Origin of the sequence: Cellulomonas sp. C5510, assembly GCF_019797765.1 — a bacterium.
GTDB lineage: Bacteria > Actinomycetota > Actinomycetes > Actinomycetales > Cellulomonadaceae > Cellulomonas.
Genome location: NZ_CP081862.1, coordinates 1,034,160 through 1,053,773 on the forward strand (window position 1 = coordinate 1,034,160; position 19,614 = coordinate 1,053,773).

A 19,614-nucleotide genomic window follows, 5' to 3' on the forward strand; every position below is an offset into this window, starting at 1 on the left:
CAGGACGAGTCGGGCGAACCCGGCGTCCCGCGCGCTGCCTGCGGGTTCGCGCCGCCGCCGCCGGCCTGCTGCCGCCGGCGCGGGTGTGACTAGGGTGACACCCATGACGTGGCTGACGACGCCCGCGCACGCCCGCTGGCTGGAGACCGAGACCGACCGCCTGCTCGCCTTCGGGAGGGCGTCCCTCGCGCCGTCCGGAGGGTTCCTGCGCCTGGACGACGTCGGGCGTCCGCTGCCCGGGCCGGTCGAGCTCTGGATCACCTGCCGCATGACGCACGTCTACGCCCTCGCGCACCTGATGGGCAGGCCGGGCAACGCGGCCCTCGTGGACCACGGTCTCGCCGCGCTGGACGGCCTGTTCCGCGACGCCGAGCACGGCGGCTGGTACGCCGAGGTCGACGCGGACGGCACGCCCCGTGACACGGAGAAGGCGGCCTACCCGCACGCGTTCGTCGTGCTCGCCACCGCGTCGGCGACGGCGGCCGGGCGTCCGGGCGCCGAGGCCCTGCTGCGCGAGGCCCTGGCGGTGTCCGACCAGCGGTTCTGGGACGAGGAGGCCGGCATGGCCGTCGAGTCCTGGGACCGGACCTTCACGCACCTCGACGGCTACCGCGGCGTCAACGCCAACATGCACACCGTCGAGGCGTACCTGGCCGCGCACGGCGTGACCGGGGAGCGGGTGTGGCTGGACCGCGCGGTGCGCATCCTCACCCGCGTCGTGCACGGGTACGCGCGCGGCAACGAGTGGCGGATCCCCGAGCACTTCGACGCCCGCTGGGAGGCCGACCTGGAGTACAACGCCGACACCCCGGCCCACCCGTTCCGGCCGTACGGCGCGACGATCGGGCACTGGCTGGAGTGGGCGAGGCTCACCCTGCACGCCCGGGCCGCGCTCACCGCCGCCGGGGACGTGGCGCCGACGTGGATGCTCGACGACGCCGTCGCCCTGTTCGACGCCGCCGTGCGCGAGGGCTGGTCGGTGGACGGCGCCCCCGGGTTCGTCTACACGGTCGACTGGTCCGGGAAGCCTGTCGTGCGGGAGCGGATGCACTGGGTGGCGGCCGAGGCCGTCGCGGCGGCCGCGGCGCTGCACGCGGCGACGGGCGACCAGCGGTTCGACGACTGGTACGTCACGTGGTGGGAGTACGTCGCCGAGCACCTGCTCGACCACGAGGGCGGCTCCTGGTGGCACGAGCTCGGCACCGACAACCGGGTGTCGCGCACGGTGTGGGAGGGCAAGGCCGACCTCTACCACGCGGTGCAGGCGACGCTGATCCCGCGGCTGCCGCTCGCGCCGGTCATCGCCCCGGCTCTCGCGCAGGGGCTGCTGGACTGAGCCCGCCGGCGTCCCGGCGCCGGACCTGGCGCGCGGCGCACGGGACGGGGTCCTAGAGTCACGCCGTGTCCAGGCGCCGGCGGTCCGTCCCCTGGTGGGTCGCCGCCGTGGTGGTGGCCGCCCTCCTCGTGGTGACGGGGGCGCTCCCGCGCGTCGACGCGGGTGCGCTGGCCGAGCGCGTCGGACCCGTCCTGCTGTTCGTCGCCGCGCTGACCGTGGTGGCGGAGCTGTGCGGCGCGGCCGGGCTGTTCGACGTCGCGACGGACGCGGCGTCGCGGTCGGCCGGCGGGCGTCGGTGGCTGCTGTGGCTGCTGCTCGTCGCCATCGCCGTGGCCTCCACGGTCCTGCTCTCGCTCGACACCACCGCGGTGCTGCTGACGCCGCTCGCGATCAGCCTGGCCCGCCGCACCGGCACGTCGCCGCTGCTGCTCGTGCTGACGGTCGTCGCGCTCGCGAACACCGCGTCGCTGCTGCTGCCGGTCTCCAACCTCACGAACCTGCTCGCCGACCACCGGTTCACGGACGCCGGGGTCGGCTACCTCGGGCTGATGTGGGCGCCCGCGCTCGCGGCCGTGCTGGTGACCGTGGCCGTGCTCGCCGTGCGCGGGCGGGCCGACCTGCGCGGGCGGTTCGAGCCCGGCCCGCGGTACGTCCCGCCCGACCGGGCGCTGCTGCGCGTCACCGGCGCGACCACCGCGGTCATGGCCGTCGGGTTCGTCGCGGGCCTGCCGGTGTGGGCGGTCGCGCTCGCGGCGGCGGTCGTCCTGCTCGCGGCGTTCGCGGTGCGGCGGCGGGCGCTGCCCGTGCGCCCCACGGAGCTCGTGCCGTGGCGGATGCTGCTGGTGGTCGCCGCGCTGTTCGTGGCCGTCGAGACGCTGCACGTGCGCGGGCTCGGCGAGGCGCTGGTCGCCGCGGCGCCCGGCGGTGACGGCACGGGCGCCCTGCTGGGCGTCGCGGCCCTGTCGGCCGGCGCGGCGAACGTCGTGAACAACCTGCCGGCGTACCTGGTGCTGGAGCCCGTCGCCGGCGGCGACCCGCTGCGGCTCGCCGCCGTGCTGATCGGGACGGGTGTCGGCCCGCTGCTGACCCCGTGGGCGTCGCTCGCCACCGTGCTCTGGTGGCAGCGCTGCCGGCAGGCGCTCGTGCACGTGCCCGTGCGGGCGTTCGTCGTGCAGGGGCTGTGGGTGGCGCCGCTCGCGGTCGCCGGGGCGGTGCTCGCGCTCGCGGTGACGGCCTAGCGGGAGCCGCCGGCCGCGGTCGTGCCGCCGGCCGCGGTCGTGCCGCCGGACCCGGCCGCCGCCCGCCGGCGCGTGGAGCGGGCCCGCACGTGCATGCGCTCGCCCTGCGGGCCCCACAGGCTGAGGACCTCCGCGGGTCCCGGACCGGGGTTGGTGAACCAGTGCGGCACGCGGGTGTCGAACTCCACCGCCTCGCCGGCGTCCACCAGCAGGTCGTGCTCGCCGAGCACCAGGCGCATGCGGCCGGACAGCACGTACATCCACTCGTAGCCCTCGTGGGTGCGCGGGTCGGGCGGTCCGGGGTGGTGCCCCGCGGGGAAGACCATCTTGTAGGCCTGCAGCCCACCCGGGCGGCGGCTCAGCGGCACGTACGTCACGCCATGGCGCTCGAACGGCGACAGGTGCACGCGCGGGTCGCCCGTCGCGGGCGCGCCCACCAGCTCGTCGAGCGGGACCTGGTGCGCCCGGGCGAGCGGCAGCAGCAGCTCCAGCGTGGGGCGGCGCTGCCCGGACTCGAGCCGGGACAGGGTGCTCACCGAGATCCCGGTGCTGCGGGAGAGGTCCGCCAGGGTTCCGCCGCGCCGCTGGCGGAGGTCGCGCAGCCGGGGGCCGACGGCCTCCAGGACGGGGTCGAGGTCGTCAGCCGGGGCGGGCGGCGGGCCGGAGGGTCGCTGCGGGTCGTGGGGGCGGGTGCGGTCGGACACGACCCCAGTTTGCCGATCCGGCAACGATGTTTGTCAATACCGGAGGTGCCGGCGCAGGCTCGTCGCGACGGACCGAGGAGGACGGGGTGGACGCGATGGACGAGGACCGGTGCGACGTGCTCGTGGTCGGCGGCGGTGCCGCGGGCCTGAGCGGGGCGCTCACGATCGCGCGCGCCCGCCGCAGGGTGCTGGTGGTGCACGACGGCACGCCGCGCAACCTGCCCGCGGCGCACATGCACGCCTACCTGGGGCTCGACGGCCTGCCCCCGGTCGAGCTGCTGGCGCGCGGGCGCGCGGAGGTGCAGGGGTACGGCGGCGAGGTCGTCGAGGCCCGCGTGGTCGACGTCCGGCGGGACGACGACGGCTTCCGGGCAGAGCTCGACGGCGGGCGTGTGGTCCGTGCCCGCCGGGTGCTGGTCGCGACGGGCCTGGCGGACGAGCTGCCGCCCGTCGACGGGCTCGCCGCCCGCTGGGGCCGCGACGTGCTGCACTGCCCGTTCTGCCACGGCTGGGAGGTGCGCGACCGGGCGGTCGCGATCCTCGGCTCCGGGGCGGCGGCGCTGCACCAGGCCCAGCTCTGGCACGGGTGGACGCGGGACCTCACGCTGTTCCTGGACGGCGGTGAGGACCCCGACGAGGCCGGGTGGGAGCGGCTCGCCGCGCTCGGTGTGCGGGTGGTCGACGGGCGCGTCGCGGGCCTGGAGGTCACGACCGACGCCGTCTCCGGCGTGCGGCTGGCATCCGGGCTGGTGCTGCCGTGCGACGCCGTGGTGGTGGCCACGGCGCTGTCCGCGCGGCTCGACGGGCTCGACCCGCTCGGGCTGCCGACCGTGCCCCTGATGATGGGCGGGCGCCGGTTCGGCACCGCCGTCGAGGCGGGCCCCGACGGCGCGACCGCGGTGCCGGGCGTCCGGGTGGCCGGCAACGTCACCGACCTGCGCGCGCAGGTGCAGGTGGCGGCCGCCGAGGGGCTCGCCGCGGGCGCCGCGTTCGTGGCCGAGCTCGCGGCCGAGGACGCCGACGCGGCCGTGGCGCGGTACCGGCGGGAGCAGGCGGCGGCGTTCTCCGCGGCGGCGGAACGCACGCTCGCGGACCGGCTCGCGGGCGACGGACGGCACGGGCTGTGACGACCAGGACGACGATCGGGACCGACGACAGGAGGACGGCATGAGCCGGCACGACCACGGGCAGGGGCACGGGCACGGCGGCGACCCGGGCGAGGTCCGCCACGACCGGGAGTTCTGGGAGGAGCGCTACCGGTCGGCGCCGCAGGTGTGGAGCGGGCGGCCGAACCCCTCCCTCGTGGCGGAGGCGGGGGCGCTGCCGCCGGGCCGCGCCCTGGACGTCGCGTGCGGCGAGGGCGGGGACGCCCTGTGGCTGGCGTCCCGCGGGTGGCGCGTGACCGCGGTGGACCTCGCGCAGACGGCGCTGGACCGGGTGCGGGCCGCGGCCGAGGCGGCCGGGCCGGACGTGGCGGAGCGGGTGCGCACCGAGCGCGTCGACATCGCCGGGTGGGACTCGGGGGAGGGCGCCTTCGACCTCGTCACGACGCACTTCCTGCACCTGCCGCCGGACGTGCGGGGCGCGGCGTTCGGGACGATGGCCCGGGCGACCGCTCCCGGCGGGACGCTGCTCGTGGTGGCCCACCACGCGAGCGACCTGGGCACGACGATCGGTCGGCCCGACGTGCCCGCGCTGTTCTTCGAGCCCGAGGACGTGGTGGCGGCGCTCGAGCCGGGGGCCTGGGACGTCCCGGTGGCGGAGGCGCGCCCGCGGCAGGTCGTGGACCCCGACGGCCGGGAGATCACGATCCGCGACACGGTGGTGCGGGCGGTGCGCCGCCGCTGAGCGCGACCCGTCCCGGGCGCCGCGCGCGTCCTGCCGCCTGCCGGGGCTCCCGGCGGGTGGCAGGATCGCGGGCATGAGCGACGACAGCGACGTGCAGGCCGTGATCGCCGAGGTCGAGCGGCAGGAGCGCGAGCTCCGGTTCGCCACCTTCACCCACGACGACGCGTGGGAGCTCGGCTGCCTGCTGGTCCGGCTGGCCACCGAGCGCGGGCTGCCGGTGACGGTCGACGTCCGCCGGGGCACCCAGCAGCTGTTCCACGCCGCGCGCCCGGGCACCGTCGCGGACAACGACACCTGGGTCGAGCGGAAGGTGCGGGTCGTCGAGCGGTTCGGCACCTCGTCGTACCTGCAGGGCCTCCGGGCGCGGGCGAAGGGCACGACGTTCGCCGCGGCGCACGACCTGCCGCTGCAGGAGTACGCGGCGCACGGCGGGGCGTTCCCGGTGCACGTCGAGGGTGTCGGGGTGGTCGGCGCGGTGACCGTGTCGGGCCTGCCGCAGGCCGAGGACCACGCGCTGGTGGTCGAGGCCGTCCGGACGTTCCTGGACGGCTGAGGTCAGCCGGCGGGCCGCGCGGGCAGCACCGTCGGCAGCCAGTCGCGCACCGCGGCGGTGACGGCCGGGAGGTCGGCCTTCAGGCCGTGGTCGCCCCGCACCACGACCACCCGGCGGCCGGGGGCCTCCGGCGGGACGCCGTACGGGTCGGTCGCACCCTGCACCACGAGGACGGGGACCGAGGGGGTCTCCAGCTCGGGGAGGCGGCTCGGCAGGTCCGGGCGGCCGGGCGGCTGCGTCGGGAACGCCAGGCACAGCACCCCGGCGGCACCGGTGGCGGGGGCGGTCCGGCAGGCCGTGCGCGCTCCGGCGGACCGGCCCCCGGTCACCAGCGGCACGCCGGGCAGCCGGTCGCCTACGCCCGCGACGGCCGCGGACCAGGCCTCGTCCAGCGCGGGCGGGCGCGGGCCGACGCGCTTGCCCGCGACGCGGTAGGGCTGCTCGACGAGCGCGACCGCCAGACCGAGGCCGGTCGCCAGCGCGGTCACCGCGAGCAGGTCGGGGGCGTCGACGCCGCCGCCGGCGCCGTGGCCGAGCACCAGCGCGCCGGGCGCCGGGGCGGGTCCGGCCGGGAGGTGCAGGCGCGCGCGGGCGGTCCCCTGCGGGGTGTCGAGGTCGAGCAGCTCGGCCGGGACGTCGTCGCGCGCCATGCCCCGCACGGTAGCGCGGGGCACGGCGCGCGGGCCCGGACGGGCGGGCCCCGTCAGGCCGGGTCGACCAGGCCGCGCTCGACGGCGCGGACCAGGCGGCGGGGGACCTCGACGGTGCGTCCGTCGGGGGTGCGTGCGGTGGTGAGCGGCACGGGGGTGGCCTTCCACCGGGAGCGGCGGGCGCGGGTGTTGCTCCGGGAGAGCCTGCGCTTGGGGACGGCCATCAGCCCTGCCTGGCCTTCCAGCGCGGGTTCTTCTTGTTGATCACGAAGGTCTTGCCGTGGCGGCGCACCACGATCGACCCCTCCTTCTTCTTCAGGGACGCCAGGGAGGCGCGCACCTTCATCGGATCTCCTCGGGGGTCGCGGGCGTGGTGAGGCCGTAGCGCCGACGGAACTTCTCGACGCGGCCGGCGGTGTCCAGGACGCGGGACCTGCCGGTGTAGAACGGGTGGCTCGCGGAGGACACGTCGACGTCCACGACGGGGTAGGTGTTCCCGTCCTCCCACTCGCCGGTCCTGTCCGAGGTCAGGGTGGAGCGGGTCAGGAACGCGAAGTCCGCGCTGAGGTCCCGGAACACCACCGGGTGGTAGTCGGGGTGGATGCCCTGCTTCATGTCGTTCTCCTCACCAGCTGGACTTGGTCACGCCGGGCAGCTCGCCGCGGTGGGCCATCTGCCGCATCCGCACGCGCGAGAGCCCGAACTTCCCGACGTAGCCCCGGGGGCGGCCGTCGGCGACGTCGCGGTTGCGCACCCGGGTGGGGCTGGCGTCGCGGGGCAGGGCCTGCAGCGCGGTGCGCGCCGCGACGCGCTCGGCCTCGGGCAGGTGCGGGTTCACGGACGCGGCCTTGAGCTCGCGGCGCCGCTCGGCGTAGCGGGCGACGACCTGCTTGCGCTGCTCGTTCCTGGCGATCGTGCTCGTCTTGGCCATCAGCGCTCCTCCTTGAAGTCGACGTGGCGGCGCACGACCGGGTCGTACTTCTTCAGCACGAGCCGGTCGGGGTCGTTGCGGCGGTTCTTGCGGGTGACGTAGGTGAACCCGGTCCCCGCGGTGGAGCGCATCTTGATGATCGGGCGCACGTCGGCGGCGCGGGCCATCAGACCTTCTCCCCGCGGGCCAGGATCCGGGCCACGACGACCTCGATGCCGAGCTTGTCGACCGTCTTGATGCCCCGGGCCGAGACCGTCAGCGTCACGTGCCGACCGAGCGAGGGAACCCAGTAGCGCTTGCGCTGGATGTTCGGGTCGAACCGCCGCTTGGTGCGCCGGTGGGAGTGGGAGATCGAGTGGCCGAACCCCGGGGTCGTCCCGAGGACCTGGCAGTGAGCGGACATGAGTCCATCATACGTAATGAGAATCGTTTGCGACAAGCGCTACGCTGGACCCATGACGCCGACGACCCTCACCGTCCTGGCCACCGTCGACCCCCTGCTGCGCGACGCCGTCGCGTTCGGCCTGGTGACCGACCGCCCCCGGACCGTCGTGCTGCGGCACGACATCGTCGACGGGGCCGAGGGCGGTGGCATCCGGAGGGTAGTGGCGGACGCGGACGGCGTGCTCGAGGACGTCCTCGTCCCGCTCGCGCACGCGTGCCTGAGCTGCTCGGTGCGGGAGGACGCGGTGCCCACCCTCGAGCGCCTGGCCCGTGACCCGCGGTGGGACGCCGTGCTGCTCGCCCTGCCCGTCTCGGCGGAGTCGCTCCCCGTCACCCGGGCGCTGGGAGCGGCCGCGCGCGAGGGCGGCCGGCTCCGCGGGCTGCGGCTCGCCCGTGTCGTCGCGGCCCTCGACCTCGGGGCCGTCGAGCACGACCTGCTCGGCGACGACCTGCTCGCCGAGCGGGGGATCGCGCTGACCGAGGACGACGAGCGCGGCGTCGGCGAGGCGCTCGCCGCCCAGGTGGCGCACGCCGACGTCCTGCTGGTCAGCGGGGACCCCGCCGAGCACCCCGTCGCCTCCGACCTGCTCGACCACGTCCGGGCCGCGGACGGCCTGCGGGTCGACCACGTGTGGGGCGTCGACGCCGACGTGCTGCTGTCCGGGCGCCACGACGCGGCGGCGGCGGAGCGGCGCCTGGACCCGCGGGCGGCGGCACCGGTGCCCGGCGCACCGACCGCCCACGGCGTGTGGACGCTCGACCTGCGCGCCGACCGTCCGCTGCACCCCGACCGCCTCGTGGCCGAGGTCGCCCGGCTCGGGAGCGGGCGGCACCGCAGCCGCGGGCACTTCTGGGTCCCCACCCGGCCCGACTCGGTGTGCGGCTGGGACGGCGCCGGCGGGCAGCTCAGCATCGGCGAGGTCGGCACGTGGGGTCGCGGCACGCCGACGACCCGCCTGGTCTTCACCGGCGTGGACGACGTGCGCGCCGAGCTGCTCGGCGCGTTCGAGGACGTCCTGGTGACCGCCCGCGAGCACGCCCGGGGGCTGCACGCCTGGCTCGGCCGGGAGGACGTGCTGGCACCCTGGCTCGGGGACCGCGCCGCCTGACGCCGGACGCCCGTTCCCGAGCCGCGCCCGACCGCGCCCGTGCGGATGCGGGCGTGCGCCGACGGGGGCAGTGTCGGGGGGGTCAGCACCGCCGACACCCAGGAGGCCGCCATGCCGCGCCGTGACCCCGGTCCGAGCGTCAAGGACAAGGAGCTGTACGAGGAGCTCCGGGACGAGGGCAACAGCAAGGAGAAGTCCGCGCGGATCGCCAACGCCGCCGCCGCGCGGGGACGGTCGTCGGTCGGCCGCCAGGGAGGCGAGTCCGGCTCCTACGAGGACTGGACGGTCGCCGACCTCCGCAAGCGGGCCGCCGAGATCGGCGTCGAGGGACGCTCGTCCATGAAGAAGTCCGAGCTGGTCGACGCGCTCCGGTCGCACTGAGGCGGGCGGTCAGCCGCCGCAGGTCAGGCCGGTGGCGAGCGCGTCCAGGTTGTCCCGCATGACGTCCAGGTAGTCGCGCTCGTCGCCCTCGGCCCTGCCCTCGAGCGGGTCGAGGACGGCGGTCGCGACGCCGAGCTCGTCCGCGAGGGTCCGCGTGACCTTCGGGCTGACGAGCACCTCGAAGTACAGCGTCCGCACGCCCTCGTCGCGGACCACGTCCGCCACGTCGCGCAGGCGCGCCGGCGACGGCTCGACCTCCGGGTCGATGCCCGACAGCCCGACCTGGTGCAGGCCGTAGCGCTCGGCGAGGTAGCCGAACGCCTCGTGGGAGGCCACGAGCGTCGCCCCCCGGCAGGACGCCAGGCCCCGGGCCAGGTCGTCGTCCAGCGCGTCGAGGTCTGCCTCGAGGTCCGCTGCGGCCGCGGCGAAGTCGTCGGCGTGGGCCGGTGCCACCTCCGCGAGCGCGTCCGCGACCTGGTGCCCGACCTCCGCCAGCCGCGCCGGGTCCAGCCAGAAGTGCGGGTCGAGGGCCCCGGACCGGGACCCGGCGTCCGTCCCGTCGGGGCCGGCCTCGAGGGCCGCCGCCCCGGCGGTGTCCACGGCGTGCGCGGGGCGGCTGGCGGCGACCGCCTCGTCGGTGGCCGCCTGGAAGCCTGACAGGTAGACGACGAGGTCGGCGTCGCCGATGCGGGAGACGGCGCTCGGCGAGAGCTCCAGGTCGTGCGGCTCGCCCCCGGGAGGGGTGAGCGACGCGACGTCGACGTGCCCGCCGCCGACGCGCTCGGCCACGAACTGCAGCGGGTAGAACGCGGCGACGACGTCGACCCGGTCGTCGGTGCCCGCGGGCGCGCACGCCGCGAGCGCGAGGCCGGCCGCTGCGGCCAGTCCGGCGGCGCGCGGGGTGCGCGCGGTGCGGGCCGCGGGGGCGGTGCGGGAGCCGGGGCGGCGGTGCTGCGGTGCGCCCCGTCCGGGGTGCGGGGCGGGGCTCGACTGCGGGGCGGGGCTCGACGAGCGGGTGCGGGCGTGCGGCACGGGGGTCCTCCGAGTGGGTGCGGGAGCGCGTCCGGCCGCGCGCGAGGGCGGGGAGGGGGGCGGTCGCGTCGTGCGTCCGCGCCCTCCCGTCCGCGCGCGCGGCCGGGGGCTGGGTGGGGGGTGTGGGGTCGGGCTGCGGGCGCGTCAGTCGGTGTGCGCGTCCTCGTGCTCGTCGCCGTGCTCGTGGTCGTGCTCGTCCCCGTGCTCGTGGTCGTGCTCGGCGCCGTCGTGCCCGGTCGTGTGCGGCACGGCGCCGGAGACGCCGGTGATCTCGTTCGGCGTGACGTCGAGCGTGGTGGACAGCCAGACCTCGCCGGACACCACGTCGACGGCGTGCACGCTGCGGGTGGCGGGGTCGGTGACGTAGGCGGACCCGTCGAGCACGGTGAGCGCGGGCCGGGGGGACTGCCACTCGTCCGGCTCCTCCCAGGCGTCGACCACCGGGATCGAGCGGACGAGCTCGCCGGACTCCGGGTCGATCACGTGGAGCGAGCCGTCGGTGCCGAGCACGAGAGCCTCGCCGTCCTCACCGCGGCCGAGCGACCGGAAGGTGTAGGACGACGGCAGGTCGACCAGACGCAGGCTGCCGTCGCGGGTGTCGATCAGCGAGACGCGGGTCGGGCGCTCGAGCTCCGCCTCGGGGTCGGACTTGTAGTCGCCCAGCACCACCGGGGACTCCTCGGTACCGGCCTGGTTGCCGATCCGGCCGTAGGCGTCGGGCGCGGCGACCTTCGTGATGGTGCCGCCGGTGTGGACCAGGGCGCCGTCCTCGCAGCCGATCACGACGGCCTCGCCGGCCGCGACGGCCTCGCCGTGCACGCCGGGGCACTCCTGCGACGCGGCGACCTCGGTGCCGTCGGCGTCGAGCACGCGGATACCGGTGCGCGCCTCCTCGGTCCCCTCCGACACGACGAGCGTGCCGTCGGAGAGCTCCACCGCCACGCCGTGGTGGGCGCTCGGCGTCGTCAGCTCCCGTGCCGGGGCGTCGGGATCGGCGACGTCGGTGGAGTCGAGCACCGTGATCGCGCCCGTGCCGTCGTCGAACAGCGCCGTGCGGCCCTCGTGCGGCACGACGTGGCCCGGCTTCTCCGCGGGCCAGAGCACGTCGGTGAGCACCGGGTCGCTCGTGTAGGAGTGGGCGTGGTCCCCGTGCGGCTCGGACCAGGTGCCCGCGTCCAGGACCTGGAACCCGCCCGTGGTGGTGACGAGGACGTGGCGGCCGTCGCCTGCGCCGTTGACGCGGGTGAACCCCTCGAGCGGCAGGTCCGCCACGACCTCGAGGCTGTCGGCGTCGAGCACCTGCAGGCCGCCGTCGTAGGTCAGGACGAGGCGCGGCTTCGCGGTCGCCACCTCGGTGGCGGCGGGTGCGGCCGAGGTCGGGTCCGGGGCGGGTGCGGCGGTGTCGCCGGCGCCGGTGCTGCAGGCCGCGAGCAGCGCGGCGGACACCCCGAGGCCGAGGGCGCCGAGGACGCGCGGACGGGGACGGGTCGTTCGGTTCATGTGCCGACGTTAACACAAATGATACCCGTTCTCATGAAGTCAGCGGGAGAGCCACGCACCGGTGCGGGACGTCGCCGGGGCCGGCGCGACACACTGGGCGGCATGACGCCAGCAGCCCCGGCTCCCGCCGTGTCGCCCGAGCCGTCCGAGCCGTCCCCGCCCGCACACCCCGTGGGGCCCGCTCGTCCCGCCGGGGACGCCTGATGGACCTGCTGCTCGTCGCGCTGATCGCCGCGGTCGCCGTCATCGGGGTCACGGCCCTCGCGCCGAAGGTGGGCGTCGCCGCTCCGCTGCTGCTCGTGCTGCTCGGCATCGCGATCAGCCTCGTCCCGGCCGTGCCGGCGGTGGAGATCGAGCCCGAGTGGATCCTCGGCGGCGTGCTCCCGCCGCTGCTCTACGCGACGTCGGTGTCGATGCCCACCATGGACTTCCGCCGCGACCTCACGGCGATCAGCGGGCTCTCGGTCGCCCTCGTGGTGGTGACCTCGGTGGTGCTGGGCCTGGTGTTCTCCTGGCTGATCCCCGACGTCACGCTCGCCACCGGGATCGCCCTGGGCGCCGTCCTGAGCCCGACGGACGCCGTCGCGACGTCGATCGTCCGCCGCTCCGGCGTGAGCCCGCGCGTCGTCACCGTGCTGGAGGGCGAGAGCCTGCTCAACGATGCCTCCGCGCTGGTGCTGCTGCGCTCGGCCATCGCGGCCACGGCCGCCTCGGTGACCCTGTGGGGCGTCGCCGGCGACTTCGTGTTCGCGGTGGTCGTCGCCGTGGTGGTCGGCGCCTCGGTCGGCAAGGCGAGCCTGTGGCTCCGCACCCGCGTGTCCGACCCGCACCTGACCACCGCCATCTCGTTCCTGGTGCCGTTCGTCGCCTACCTGCCCGCGGAGCGGGTCGGAGCCTCCGGCCTGGTGTCGACCGTCGCGGCCGGCCTCGTCGCCGGCTCCGGGAGCGTGCGGCTCCGCCCCCAGGACCGCATCGCCGAGGCCGCGAACTGGCGCACCCTGGAGCTGCTGCTCGAGGGCGCCGTGTTCCTGGTGATGGGGCTCGAGGTGTACGGCCTCGTCGAGGAGGTCCGCGGGGAGCACGGCAGCCTCTGGACGGCGCTCGGGCTGGCGGTGCTCGCCGCCGCCGTCGTCCTGCTGGTGCGCACGGGCTACGTCGCGTTCCTGGTGCGGACGCTGTCCCGCCGGGCCCGCCGCGGCGCGGGCGTCCGGGGGTTCCTCAGTGCGGCGAGCGACCGCGTGGACGCGTTCAGCCGGATGACGCCGGAGGAGCGCGCGCAGATCTGGCGTCAGAGTCCACCGGGTGCCGCCCGGCGGGAGGGCTCGGACCCGCTCGCGGAGCGGGGCCTCGGGGTCGCGGGGGCGGGGCCCGATCGCCGGGAGCCGGGACGACCGGTGACCGGGGGGAGCGAGGACGCGGCCGTCGGTGCGCCGGGGCCGTCGGCCTCCTCGACCGAGCAGGTGCGCCCGGAGCCTCCCGCGGCACGGCCGGTCTCGGCCCCCGCCCGCGAGGACCTCCGCCGGGCGCTCGGGCGCCGGCGCTGGGCACGCAAGCCGCGCGTCCGCCCCGACGAGAGCTCCGAGACCCGGACGAGCCGTGTGCGGGCCCGCATCACGCGGCGGATCGCGGACATCGACTACCTCCAGGCGGAGCCCCTCGGGCCGCGCGAGGGGGTCGTGCTCGTGTGGGCCGGCATGCGGGGCGTCGTCACGCTGGCGGCGGCCCAGTCGCTGCCGCGCGAGACGCCGCACCGGGCGCTGCTGGTCCTCGTGGCGTTCACGGTCGCGGCGGGCACCCTCCTGGTGCAGGGAGGCACCCTGGCGTGGGTGGTGCGGCGCCTCGGGCTGTCGCGCGACGGCGCCGACGATCGTGCGGACCTGGACCGGCTCGTGCTCGAGATGTCCCGTGCCGCCGCCGCCCTGCTGGGCGACCCCGACCTGCGCCGCCCGGACGGCACGCCGTACGACCCCGCAGTGCTCGAGCTGGCCCGGCGGGCGGCGGAGCGGCAGGCGGAGGAGGTCGACTCCGAGGTCGACGCCGGGTCCGACCGCGCGTCGACCGCCGCCCAGGTGCGCGAGCTGCGGCTGGCGACGCTCGAGGCCCAGCGGGCGGCCCTGCTCCGGGTGCGCGACCTGGGCACCGCGTCCTCCGGCGCGCTGACCGAGGCGCTCACGGTCCTCGACGCCGACCAGATCAGCCTCGAGCTGCGCGCGCAGGACTGAGCCGCGACCCGAGGTCGGCGCTCAGGAGGTGGACATCCGCTCGGAGGCCCCCGGCCGGCCGGAGGGTGCGGGCCGCTCCGCGGTCCGGGAGCCGACCGCGAGCCGGGCCTCGAACTCCTCCGCCGGCTCCGGGCGGCCGAACGCCCAGCCCTGGGCGAGGTCGCAGCCGAACTCCTGCAGCAGCGCCCCCGTGGCGGAGTCCTCGACCCCCTCGGCCACCACGTGCATGCCGAGGGCGTGGCCCAGGTCGACGGTCGACCGCAGGATCTCGGCGCACACCGGGTCGGCAGCCGCGGGGGAGACGAACACCCGGTCGACCTTGAGCACGGTGAAGGGCAGCCGCCGCAGGTAGTCCAGCGAGCCGTAGCCCACCCCGTAGTCGTCGACCGCGAGGAAGACCCCCGTCGCCGCGAGCTCCCGCAGCGTGCGCTCCGCACCGGGGCCGTCGCGCATCGCCATGGTCTCGGTGACCTCGAGGGTCAGCGCCTGCGGAGGCAGCCCGTGCCGGTCGAGCGCGGCACGGACGTCGTCCACGAGGCGCGGGTCGTCGAGGTCCTGGGCCGAGATGTTGATGCCGACGACGAAGTCCGGCCGACGCTGCCGCCACTGCGCGCAGCGGGCGAGCGCCACGTCGAGCACGTGCAGGGTCACGGGCCGCACGAGGCCGGTGCGCTCCGCCGCGGGGATGAAGGCGGCCGGGCCGAGCAGGCCGTGCTGCGGGTGCTGCCAGCGGACCAGCGCCTCCGCGCCCGTGACCCGCGCGCCCCGCACCGCGACGACCGGCTGGAAGTGCACGACGAGCTCGCCGCGCTCGACGGCCGCCGCGAGGCCTCGCAGCAGATCCGCCTCCGGCAGCGTCGCACCTCCCGCCTCGCCGCCGCCGTCGCAGTGGGCGCACGCGACGCGCTCCGGGCGGCGCCGGGCTGCCGCGAGCGCCGCGTCCGCGTCGGCGATCAGCGCGGTCAGGGAGGCCGGCCGGGCCGGGGCGAGGGCCACGCCGACGAGCGCGTGGGCCGGCAGGTCCATGCCCCGCACCCGCACGGGCGCCGCCAGCAGGTCCCGCAGCTCGTGCGCCGCTGCGCACCCCTCGGCGGGCGTCGCGACGTCCAGTGTCACGGCGTACACGTCCCGGCCGAGCCGCGCGATGCTGGCGCCCTCGGGCGCGCGGTCGTCCATCAGGCGCGCGACGGCCACCAGGAGGTCGTCGGCGACGCCGTACCCGAGCGTCTCGACCACGTCCCGGTACCCGTCCAGCGACACCAGGAGGAGCACGGGCACGGTCCCGGACGGCGCGTCGGCGGCGGGCCGCTCGACGTGCGCCGCGAGGCCGGCGGTGTTCGCGAGCCCGGTGAGCGGGTCCGTCACCGTGAGGTGGGCGAGGTGGGCGTTCTGGCGGCTCAGGGCGCGCACGAGACCGCCGAACCGCACCAGCAGGGCGGTCATCATCGCGGTGCCCACGACGCAGGTCTCGACGAGGTGCAGCGGTCCGCCGGACAGGGTCCCGGCGACCAGTGTGACCGGCACGACGGCGCACGACGCCGCGACGAGCACGATCTGCCCCACGCCGAGGTCGGCGGACGGCCGCGCCGGCGCCTCGGACGCCGCCGAGGGGTGGCGGCCCGCTGCGACGAGCAGCACGTACCCGGCGAGCCAGAGCGTGTCGAGCAGGTGCAGGTGCTGCTCCGCGGACGGCTCCCGGGACCCGATCTGGAACAGCACGTCCGCGGCGAGGATCAGCAGGACGGCCCAGCTCGCGCGCAGGTGGGCGCTCGTACGGCGCCCGGACGCCGTGGCCGTGCGCGCCAGCACCACCAGCAGCAGGACGTCGCCGAGCGGGTAGAGGGCGCCCACGAGCGTCGCCGCCGACGCGGTCCGGAGCCCGGTCAGCGCGGGCTCGAGCACGGCCAGCCACAGCAGCAGGACGGCGCCGCCGGTCACGAGCAGCGCGTCGAGCAGCCACACGGGGCGTCGCCCGGACGGCGCGGGGAAGGCGCGGACCATGCCCAGCGCGAGCAGCGGGTACGACGCCACGTAGGCCACGTCCGCCACGGAGGGGAACGGGGACGTGCCCAGCAGCCGGTCCAGCACCGTCCAGAGCAGGTCCCCGGCCACCCACGCCGCCAGCCCCAGGGTGAGGAGCCACCAGGCGCGCCGCCGGCCTGCGGGCATCGCGGACGACGTGCGGGACAGCGAGACCACGCACACCGCGCCGATCGCGACGAAGAGCGCGTCACGTGGGGCGCCGTCCGGGAGCAGCGCATGCACGACCAGCGCCCCGCCGACGACTGCGACCCGCGGGGGCGGCCACGTGCCAGGTCGCCCGGTCATGCAGCTGTCATCGGCTGCTCCGCGCGGTTCCTGACCCTCGGGGGCGGGTGGTTCCCCTGGGTGCCGTCGACCCGCAGGTCAGGCCCGTGCGGCCCGAGCGCGCGGTGGGCCCTGGCGCCCGGCCTCCGCGGCCCCGCAGCACCCGTGGACCGCCCGCGTCATGCGCCCACGTAGCCGGCGAGGTGCTCGCCGGTCAGCGTGGACCGCGCCGCGACCAGCTCGGCCGGCGTCCCCTCGAACACGACCCGCCCTCCGTCGTGCCCGGCGCCCGGGCCGAGGTCGATGATCCAGTCCGCGTGCGCCATCACGGCCTGGTGGTGCTCGATCACGACGACCGTCTTGCCGGCGTCGACCAGCCGGTCCAGCAGCCCGAGCAGCTGCTCGACGTCCGCGAGGTGCAGCCCCGTGGTCGGCTCGTCGAGCACGTACACGCCGCCCTGCTCGCCCATGTGGACGGCCAGCTTGAGGCGCTGCCGCTCGCCGCCGGACAGCGTGGTGAGCGGCTGCCCCAGCGTCAGGTAGCCGAGGCCGACGTCCGCGAGCCGGGCCAGGACGGCGTGCGCGGCCGGCGTCCGGGCGTCGCCCTCCGCGAAGAACCGCTCCGCCTCGGTCACCGGCAGCGCGAGCACGTCGGCGATGTTCCGGCCGCCGAGGGTGTACTCCAGGACGGACGCCTGGAACCGCCGGCCCTCGCACTCCTCGCACGTGGTGGCGACGCCGGCCATCATGCCGAGGTCGGTGTACACCACCCCGGCGCCGTTGCAGGTGGGGCAGGCGCCCGCCGAGTTGGCGCTGAACAGGGCGGGCTTGACGCCGTTGGCCTTCGCGAACGCCTTGCGCACCGGCTCCAGGAGGCCGGTGTAGGTGGCCGGGTTGCTGCGGCGGGACCCGCGGATCGCGCCCTGGTCCACCGTCACGACGCCCTCGCGCCGCGAGACGGACCCGTGGATCAGCGAGCTCTTGCCGGACCCGGCGACGCCCGTCACGACGGTCAGCACGCCGAGCGGCACGTCGACGTCGACGTCCCGCAGGTTGTGCGTCCGGGCTCCGCGGACCTCGAGGACGCCCGTGCGCCGCCGCACGGCGGGCTTGAGCGTGGCGCGGTCGTCCAGGTGCTGCCCGGTCAGCGTGCCGCTCGCGCGCAGGCCGGCGACGGTGCCCTCGAACACGATCTCGCCGCCCGCCGAGCCCGCCCCGGGGCCGAGGTCGACGACGTGGTCGGCGACCGCGATCGCCTCGGGCTTGTGCTCGACGACGAGCACGGTGTTGCCCTTGTCGCGCAGCCGCAGCAGCAGGCCGTTCATGCGCTGGATGTCGTGCGGGTGCAGGCCGATGGTCGGCTCGTCGAACACGTACGTGACGTCGGTGAGCGACGACCCGAGGTGCCGGATCATCTTGGTGCGCTGCGCCTCGCCGCCGGACAGCGTGCCGGACGGCCGGTCGAGCGAGAGGTAGCCCAGGCCGATCTCGACGAAGGAGTCGAGCGTCTCCCCGAGCGACTCCAGCAGCGGAGCGACGGACGGCTCCTCGAGGCCGCGCACCCACGCCGCGAGGTCGCTGATCTGCATCGCGCAGGCGTCGGCGATCGACAGACCGTGGACGCTCGAGGACCGCGCGCCCTCGTTGAGCCGCGTGCCGTCGCAGTCGGGGCACGTCGTGAAGGTGACCGCCCGCTCGACGAACGCCCGGATGTGCGGCTGCATGGCGTCGACGTCCTTGGCGAGCATCGACTTGCGGATCTTGGGGATCAGGCCCTCGTAGGTGAGGTTGATGCCCTCCACCTTGATCTTCGTCGGCTCCCGGTGCAGCAGGTCCGCGAGCTCCTGCTGCGTGAAGTCGCGGATCGGCTTGGTCATGTCGAAGAACCCGCTGCCGGCGAAGATGCGGCCGTACCAGCCGTCCATCGTGTAGCCGGGCACCCGCAGGGCGCCGTCGGCCAGGGCCTTGTCGGCGTCGTACAGCTCGGCGAGGTCGACGTCCTGCACCGTGCCCCGGCCCTCGCAGCGCGGGCACATGCCGCCCGTGACGCGGAACTCGCGGCGCTCGGCGACCGGGGCGCCGCCCTTCTCCACGGTCACGGCACCCGCGCCGCTGACGGAGGCGACGTTGAACGAGAACGCCTGCGGCTGGCCGAGGTGCGGCTGCCCGAGCCGGCTGAAGACGATGCGCAGCATCGCGTTCGCGTCCGTCACCGTGCCGACCGTGGAGCGCGGGTTCGCCCCCAGGCGCTCCTGGTCGACGATGATCGCGGTGGTCAGGCCGTCGAGCACGTCGACGTCCGGGCGGGCGAGCGTCGGCATGAAGCCCTGCACGAACGCGCTGTAGGTCTCGTTGATCATCCGCTGGGACTCGGCGGCGATCGTCCCGAACACCAGGGAGCTCTTGCCCGACCCGGACACGCCGGTGAACACGGTGAGCCGGCGCTTCGGCAGGTCGACGCTGACGTCGCGGAGGTTGTTCTCGCGCGCGCCCCGCACGCGGATGCGGTCGTGGCTGTCGGCGACGTGCGGCCCGGTGGGCGTCTCGGTGGTCATCGGGTCTCCCTCGGCTCGCGCACCAGTGTGGCCGACGGGTCCGACAACCGGGCCGTGCCGCCCCCGGCACCGTGCCACCGACCGGGACCAAGGTCCCGGTCGGTGGAGTACGGTCGACGCCGTGGACCGCCCGCCCCCGCCCCGCGCGCTCGCGGCCGGCCGCCTGGTCGGCGTCGCGGTCACGGTGCTCGGGCTGGGCTCCGGCGCCCACGTCCTCGGCGGCGGTGCCGCCCCGACGCTGCCGGCGCTCCTGCTCGCGGGCGTCCCCGTGCTGCTGGGCGCGACGGCGCTCTCACGACGGCCCCTGACCGTCCCGGTGCTGCTCCCGGCCGCGCTGGCGGGACAGCTCGGGGTGCACGCGGCGCTGACGTGGCTCGCCGGTCCGGCACGCCCCGGTGCCGCCGCCGCGTCGGGGCTGCCGTCCGGGCACCACGCCGGCGCCGTCGCCCCGGTGGGCGCCCTGGCGGACGTCCCGCACACCCACGGTGCCGGCGCGGGGATGGTCGGCGCGCACGCCCTCGCGGTCGTCGTCGCCGTGCTGCTGCTCGTCGCCACCGACCGCGGGGTCGGCGCGCTGCTGCGGCGCTGGTCCGCGGTGCTGCCGGCGCTGCTCGGCGGGCGGGTCGCCGTGCCGGCACGCCGTCCGGCGCCGGTCCGTTCGCGGGTCGCGGTCCCGCGGCCGCCCGCCGTGCTCCGCGGCGGCGCCGCCCGGCGGGGCCCCCCGGTGCCGGTGCCCGCCGCGGCCGCCGCCTGACCCCCGCGGGGGCGGGCCCCCGGCCGGGCCGTCCTGCGCGCCGCCCGCCC

General features: G+C 76.6%; 21 protein-coding genes. 9 read left to right on the plus strand and 12 right to left on the minus strand.

Annotation, left to right across the window (positions count from 1 at the left end; all coding sequences use genetic code 11):
• Positions 1-103: 103 nt before the first annotated feature.
• Both K5O09_RS04670 and K5O09_RS04675 read left to right on the plus strand, forming a co-directional pair.
• The gene (locus K5O09_RS04670; protein ID WP_222171657.1) at positions 104-1,336 is read left to right on the plus strand and encodes an AGE family epimerase/isomerase; all 1,233 of its coding nucleotides are present in this window, start codon (positions 104-106) and stop codon (positions 1,334-1,336) included.
• Between the two features lie 65 nt (positions 1,337-1,401).
• The gene (locus tag K5O09_RS04675; RefSeq protein ID WP_222171658.1) at positions 1,402-2,574 is read left to right on the plus strand and encodes an SLC13 family permease; all 1,173 of its coding nucleotides are present in this window, start codon (positions 1,402-1,404) and stop codon (positions 2,572-2,574) included.
• Here the strand turns inward: K5O09_RS04675 and K5O09_RS04680 are convergent.
• A complete protein-coding gene (locus K5O09_RS04680) occupies positions 2,571-3,197 on the minus strand; it encodes a helix-turn-helix domain-containing protein (protein ID WP_255596288.1) in 627 nt (208 codons plus the stop codon). The two genes, K5O09_RS04675 and K5O09_RS04680, sit on opposite strands and share 4 nt — an antisense overlap.
• Before the next feature lie 176 nt (positions 3,198-3,373).
• Between K5O09_RS04680 and K5O09_RS04685 the strand changes: the two genes are divergently transcribed.
• The 3 genes from K5O09_RS04685 (at position 3,374) to K5O09_RS04695 (ending at position 5,679) form a co-directional block, all read left to right on the plus strand.
• Complete coding sequence (locus K5O09_RS04685) at positions 3,374-4,405, plus strand: FAD-dependent oxidoreductase (RefSeq protein ID WP_222172598.1); 1,032 nt, start codon at positions 3,374-3,376, stop codon at positions 4,403-4,405.
• Between the two features lie 40 nt (positions 4,406-4,445).
• Positions 4,446-5,126, plus strand: coding sequence for a cyclopropane-fatty-acyl-phospholipid synthase family protein (locus K5O09_RS04690; RefSeq protein WP_222171660.1), 681 nt, complete (start codon positions 4,446-4,448; stop codon positions 5,124-5,126).
• 73 nt (positions 5,127-5,199) lie between these two features.
• Positions 5,200-5,679, plus strand: a complete 480-nt coding sequence (locus K5O09_RS04695; RefSeq protein ID WP_222171661.1) for a heme-degrading domain-containing protein — start codon at positions 5,200-5,202, stop codon at positions 5,677-5,679.
• A gap of 2 nt (positions 5,680-5,681) precedes the next feature.
• Here the strand turns inward: K5O09_RS04695 and K5O09_RS04700 are convergent, their stop codons facing one another.
• From K5O09_RS04700 to rpmB, 7 genes are read right to left on the minus strand one after another with little or no spacing between them, the layout of a single operon-like run.
• Positions 5,682-6,329: an alpha/beta family hydrolase gene (locus K5O09_RS04700; RefSeq protein ID WP_222171662.1), complete on the minus strand. Its 648-nt coding sequence runs from the start codon at positions 6,327-6,329 to the stop codon at positions 5,682-5,684.
• 53 nt (positions 6,330-6,382) lie between these two features.
• Positions 6,383-6,553 (minus strand): 50S ribosomal protein L32, encoded by a 171-nt coding sequence (gene rpmF, locus K5O09_RS04705; RefSeq protein ID WP_222171663.1) that lies wholly within the window; start codon positions 6,551-6,553, stop codon positions 6,383-6,385.
• Complete coding sequence (ykgO, locus tag K5O09_RS04710) at positions 6,553-6,675, minus strand: type B 50S ribosomal protein L36 (RefSeq protein ID WP_034227039.1); 123 nt, start codon at positions 6,673-6,675, stop codon at positions 6,553-6,555. The genes rpmF and ykgO overlap by 1 nt, the downstream gene beginning before the upstream one ends.
• Positions 6,672-6,944, minus strand: coding sequence for a type B 50S ribosomal protein L31 (locus K5O09_RS04715; RefSeq protein ID WP_222171664.1), 273 nt, complete (start codon positions 6,942-6,944; stop codon positions 6,672-6,674). The genes ykgO and K5O09_RS04715 overlap by 4 nt, the downstream gene beginning before the upstream one ends.
• Before the next feature lie 10 nt (positions 6,945-6,954).
• The gene (rpsN, locus tag K5O09_RS04720; protein WP_222171665.1) at positions 6,955-7,260 is read right to left on the minus strand and encodes a 30S ribosomal protein S14; all 306 of its coding nucleotides are present in this window, start codon (positions 7,258-7,260) and stop codon (positions 6,955-6,957) included.
• Positions 7,260-7,427: a 50S ribosomal protein L33 gene (gene rpmG / locus K5O09_RS04725; protein WP_255596132.1), complete on the minus strand. Its 168-nt coding sequence runs from the start codon at positions 7,425-7,427 to the stop codon at positions 7,260-7,262. Before rpmG ends, rpsN begins: the two co-directional genes overlap by 1 nt.
• Positions 7,427-7,663: a 50S ribosomal protein L28 gene (gene rpmB / locus K5O09_RS04730; RefSeq protein ID WP_222171666.1), complete on the minus strand. Its 237-nt coding sequence runs from the start codon at positions 7,661-7,663 to the stop codon at positions 7,427-7,429. The genes rpmG and rpmB overlap by 1 nt, the downstream gene beginning before the upstream one ends.
• A gap of 52 nt (positions 7,664-7,715) precedes the next feature.
• On the opposite strand from rpmB, the gene K5O09_RS04735 reads away from it, so the two are divergent.
• Both K5O09_RS04735 and K5O09_RS04740 read left to right on the plus strand, forming a co-directional pair.
• The gene (locus tag K5O09_RS04735) at positions 7,716-8,813 is read left to right on the plus strand and encodes a GTP-binding protein (RefSeq protein WP_222171667.1); all 1,098 of its coding nucleotides are present in this window, start codon (positions 7,716-7,718) and stop codon (positions 8,811-8,813) included.
• 111 nt (positions 8,814-8,924) lie between these two features.
• Entirely contained in the window at positions 8,925-9,194 is a 270-nt protein-coding gene (locus K5O09_RS04740; protein ID WP_222171668.1) for a Rho termination factor N-terminal domain-containing protein, read from the plus strand.
• Between the two features lie 9 nt (positions 9,195-9,203).
• On the opposite strand, the gene K5O09_RS04745 is transcribed toward K5O09_RS04740, so the two are convergent.
• On the minus strand, positions 9,204-10,226 hold the full coding sequence (locus tag K5O09_RS04745; RefSeq protein WP_255596133.1) for a metal ABC transporter substrate-binding protein: 1,023 nt from the start codon (positions 10,224-10,226) through the stop codon (positions 9,204-9,206).
• A 144-nt stretch (positions 10,227-10,370) separates the two neighbouring features.
• A complete protein-coding gene (gene aztD, locus K5O09_RS04750; protein WP_222171669.1) occupies positions 10,371-11,726 on the minus strand; it encodes a zinc metallochaperone AztD in 1,356 nt (451 codons plus the stop codon).
• Positions 11,727-11,929: 203 nt separating this feature from the next.
• On the opposite strand from aztD, the gene K5O09_RS19130 reads away from it, so the two are divergent.
• Entirely contained in the window at positions 11,930-13,948 is a 2,019-nt protein-coding gene (locus K5O09_RS19130) for a sodium:proton antiporter (RefSeq protein WP_255596134.1), read from the plus strand.
• A gap of 21 nt (positions 13,949-13,969) precedes the next feature.
• Here the strand turns inward: K5O09_RS19130 and K5O09_RS19415 are convergent, their stop codons facing one another.
• A complete protein-coding gene (locus K5O09_RS19415; RefSeq protein ID WP_222171670.1) occupies positions 13,970-16,276 on the minus strand; it encodes a bifunctional diguanylate cyclase/phosphodiesterase in 2,307 nt (768 codons plus the stop codon).
• A gap of 158 nt (positions 16,277-16,434) precedes the next feature.
• Positions 16,435-18,810: an excinuclease ABC subunit UvrA gene (locus K5O09_RS04765; RefSeq protein WP_222171671.1), complete on the minus strand. Its 2,376-nt coding sequence runs from the start codon at positions 18,808-18,810 to the stop codon at positions 16,435-16,437.
• A 121-nt stretch (positions 18,811-18,931) separates the two neighbouring features.
• Here K5O09_RS04765 and K5O09_RS04770 point away from each other — a divergent pair, with 121 nt between their 5' ends.
• Positions 18,932-19,564 (plus strand): hypothetical protein, encoded by a 633-nt coding sequence (locus tag K5O09_RS04770; RefSeq protein WP_222171672.1) that lies wholly within the window; start codon positions 18,932-18,934, stop codon positions 19,562-19,564.
• The last annotated feature ends 50 nt before the right edge of the window (positions 19,565-19,614 follow it).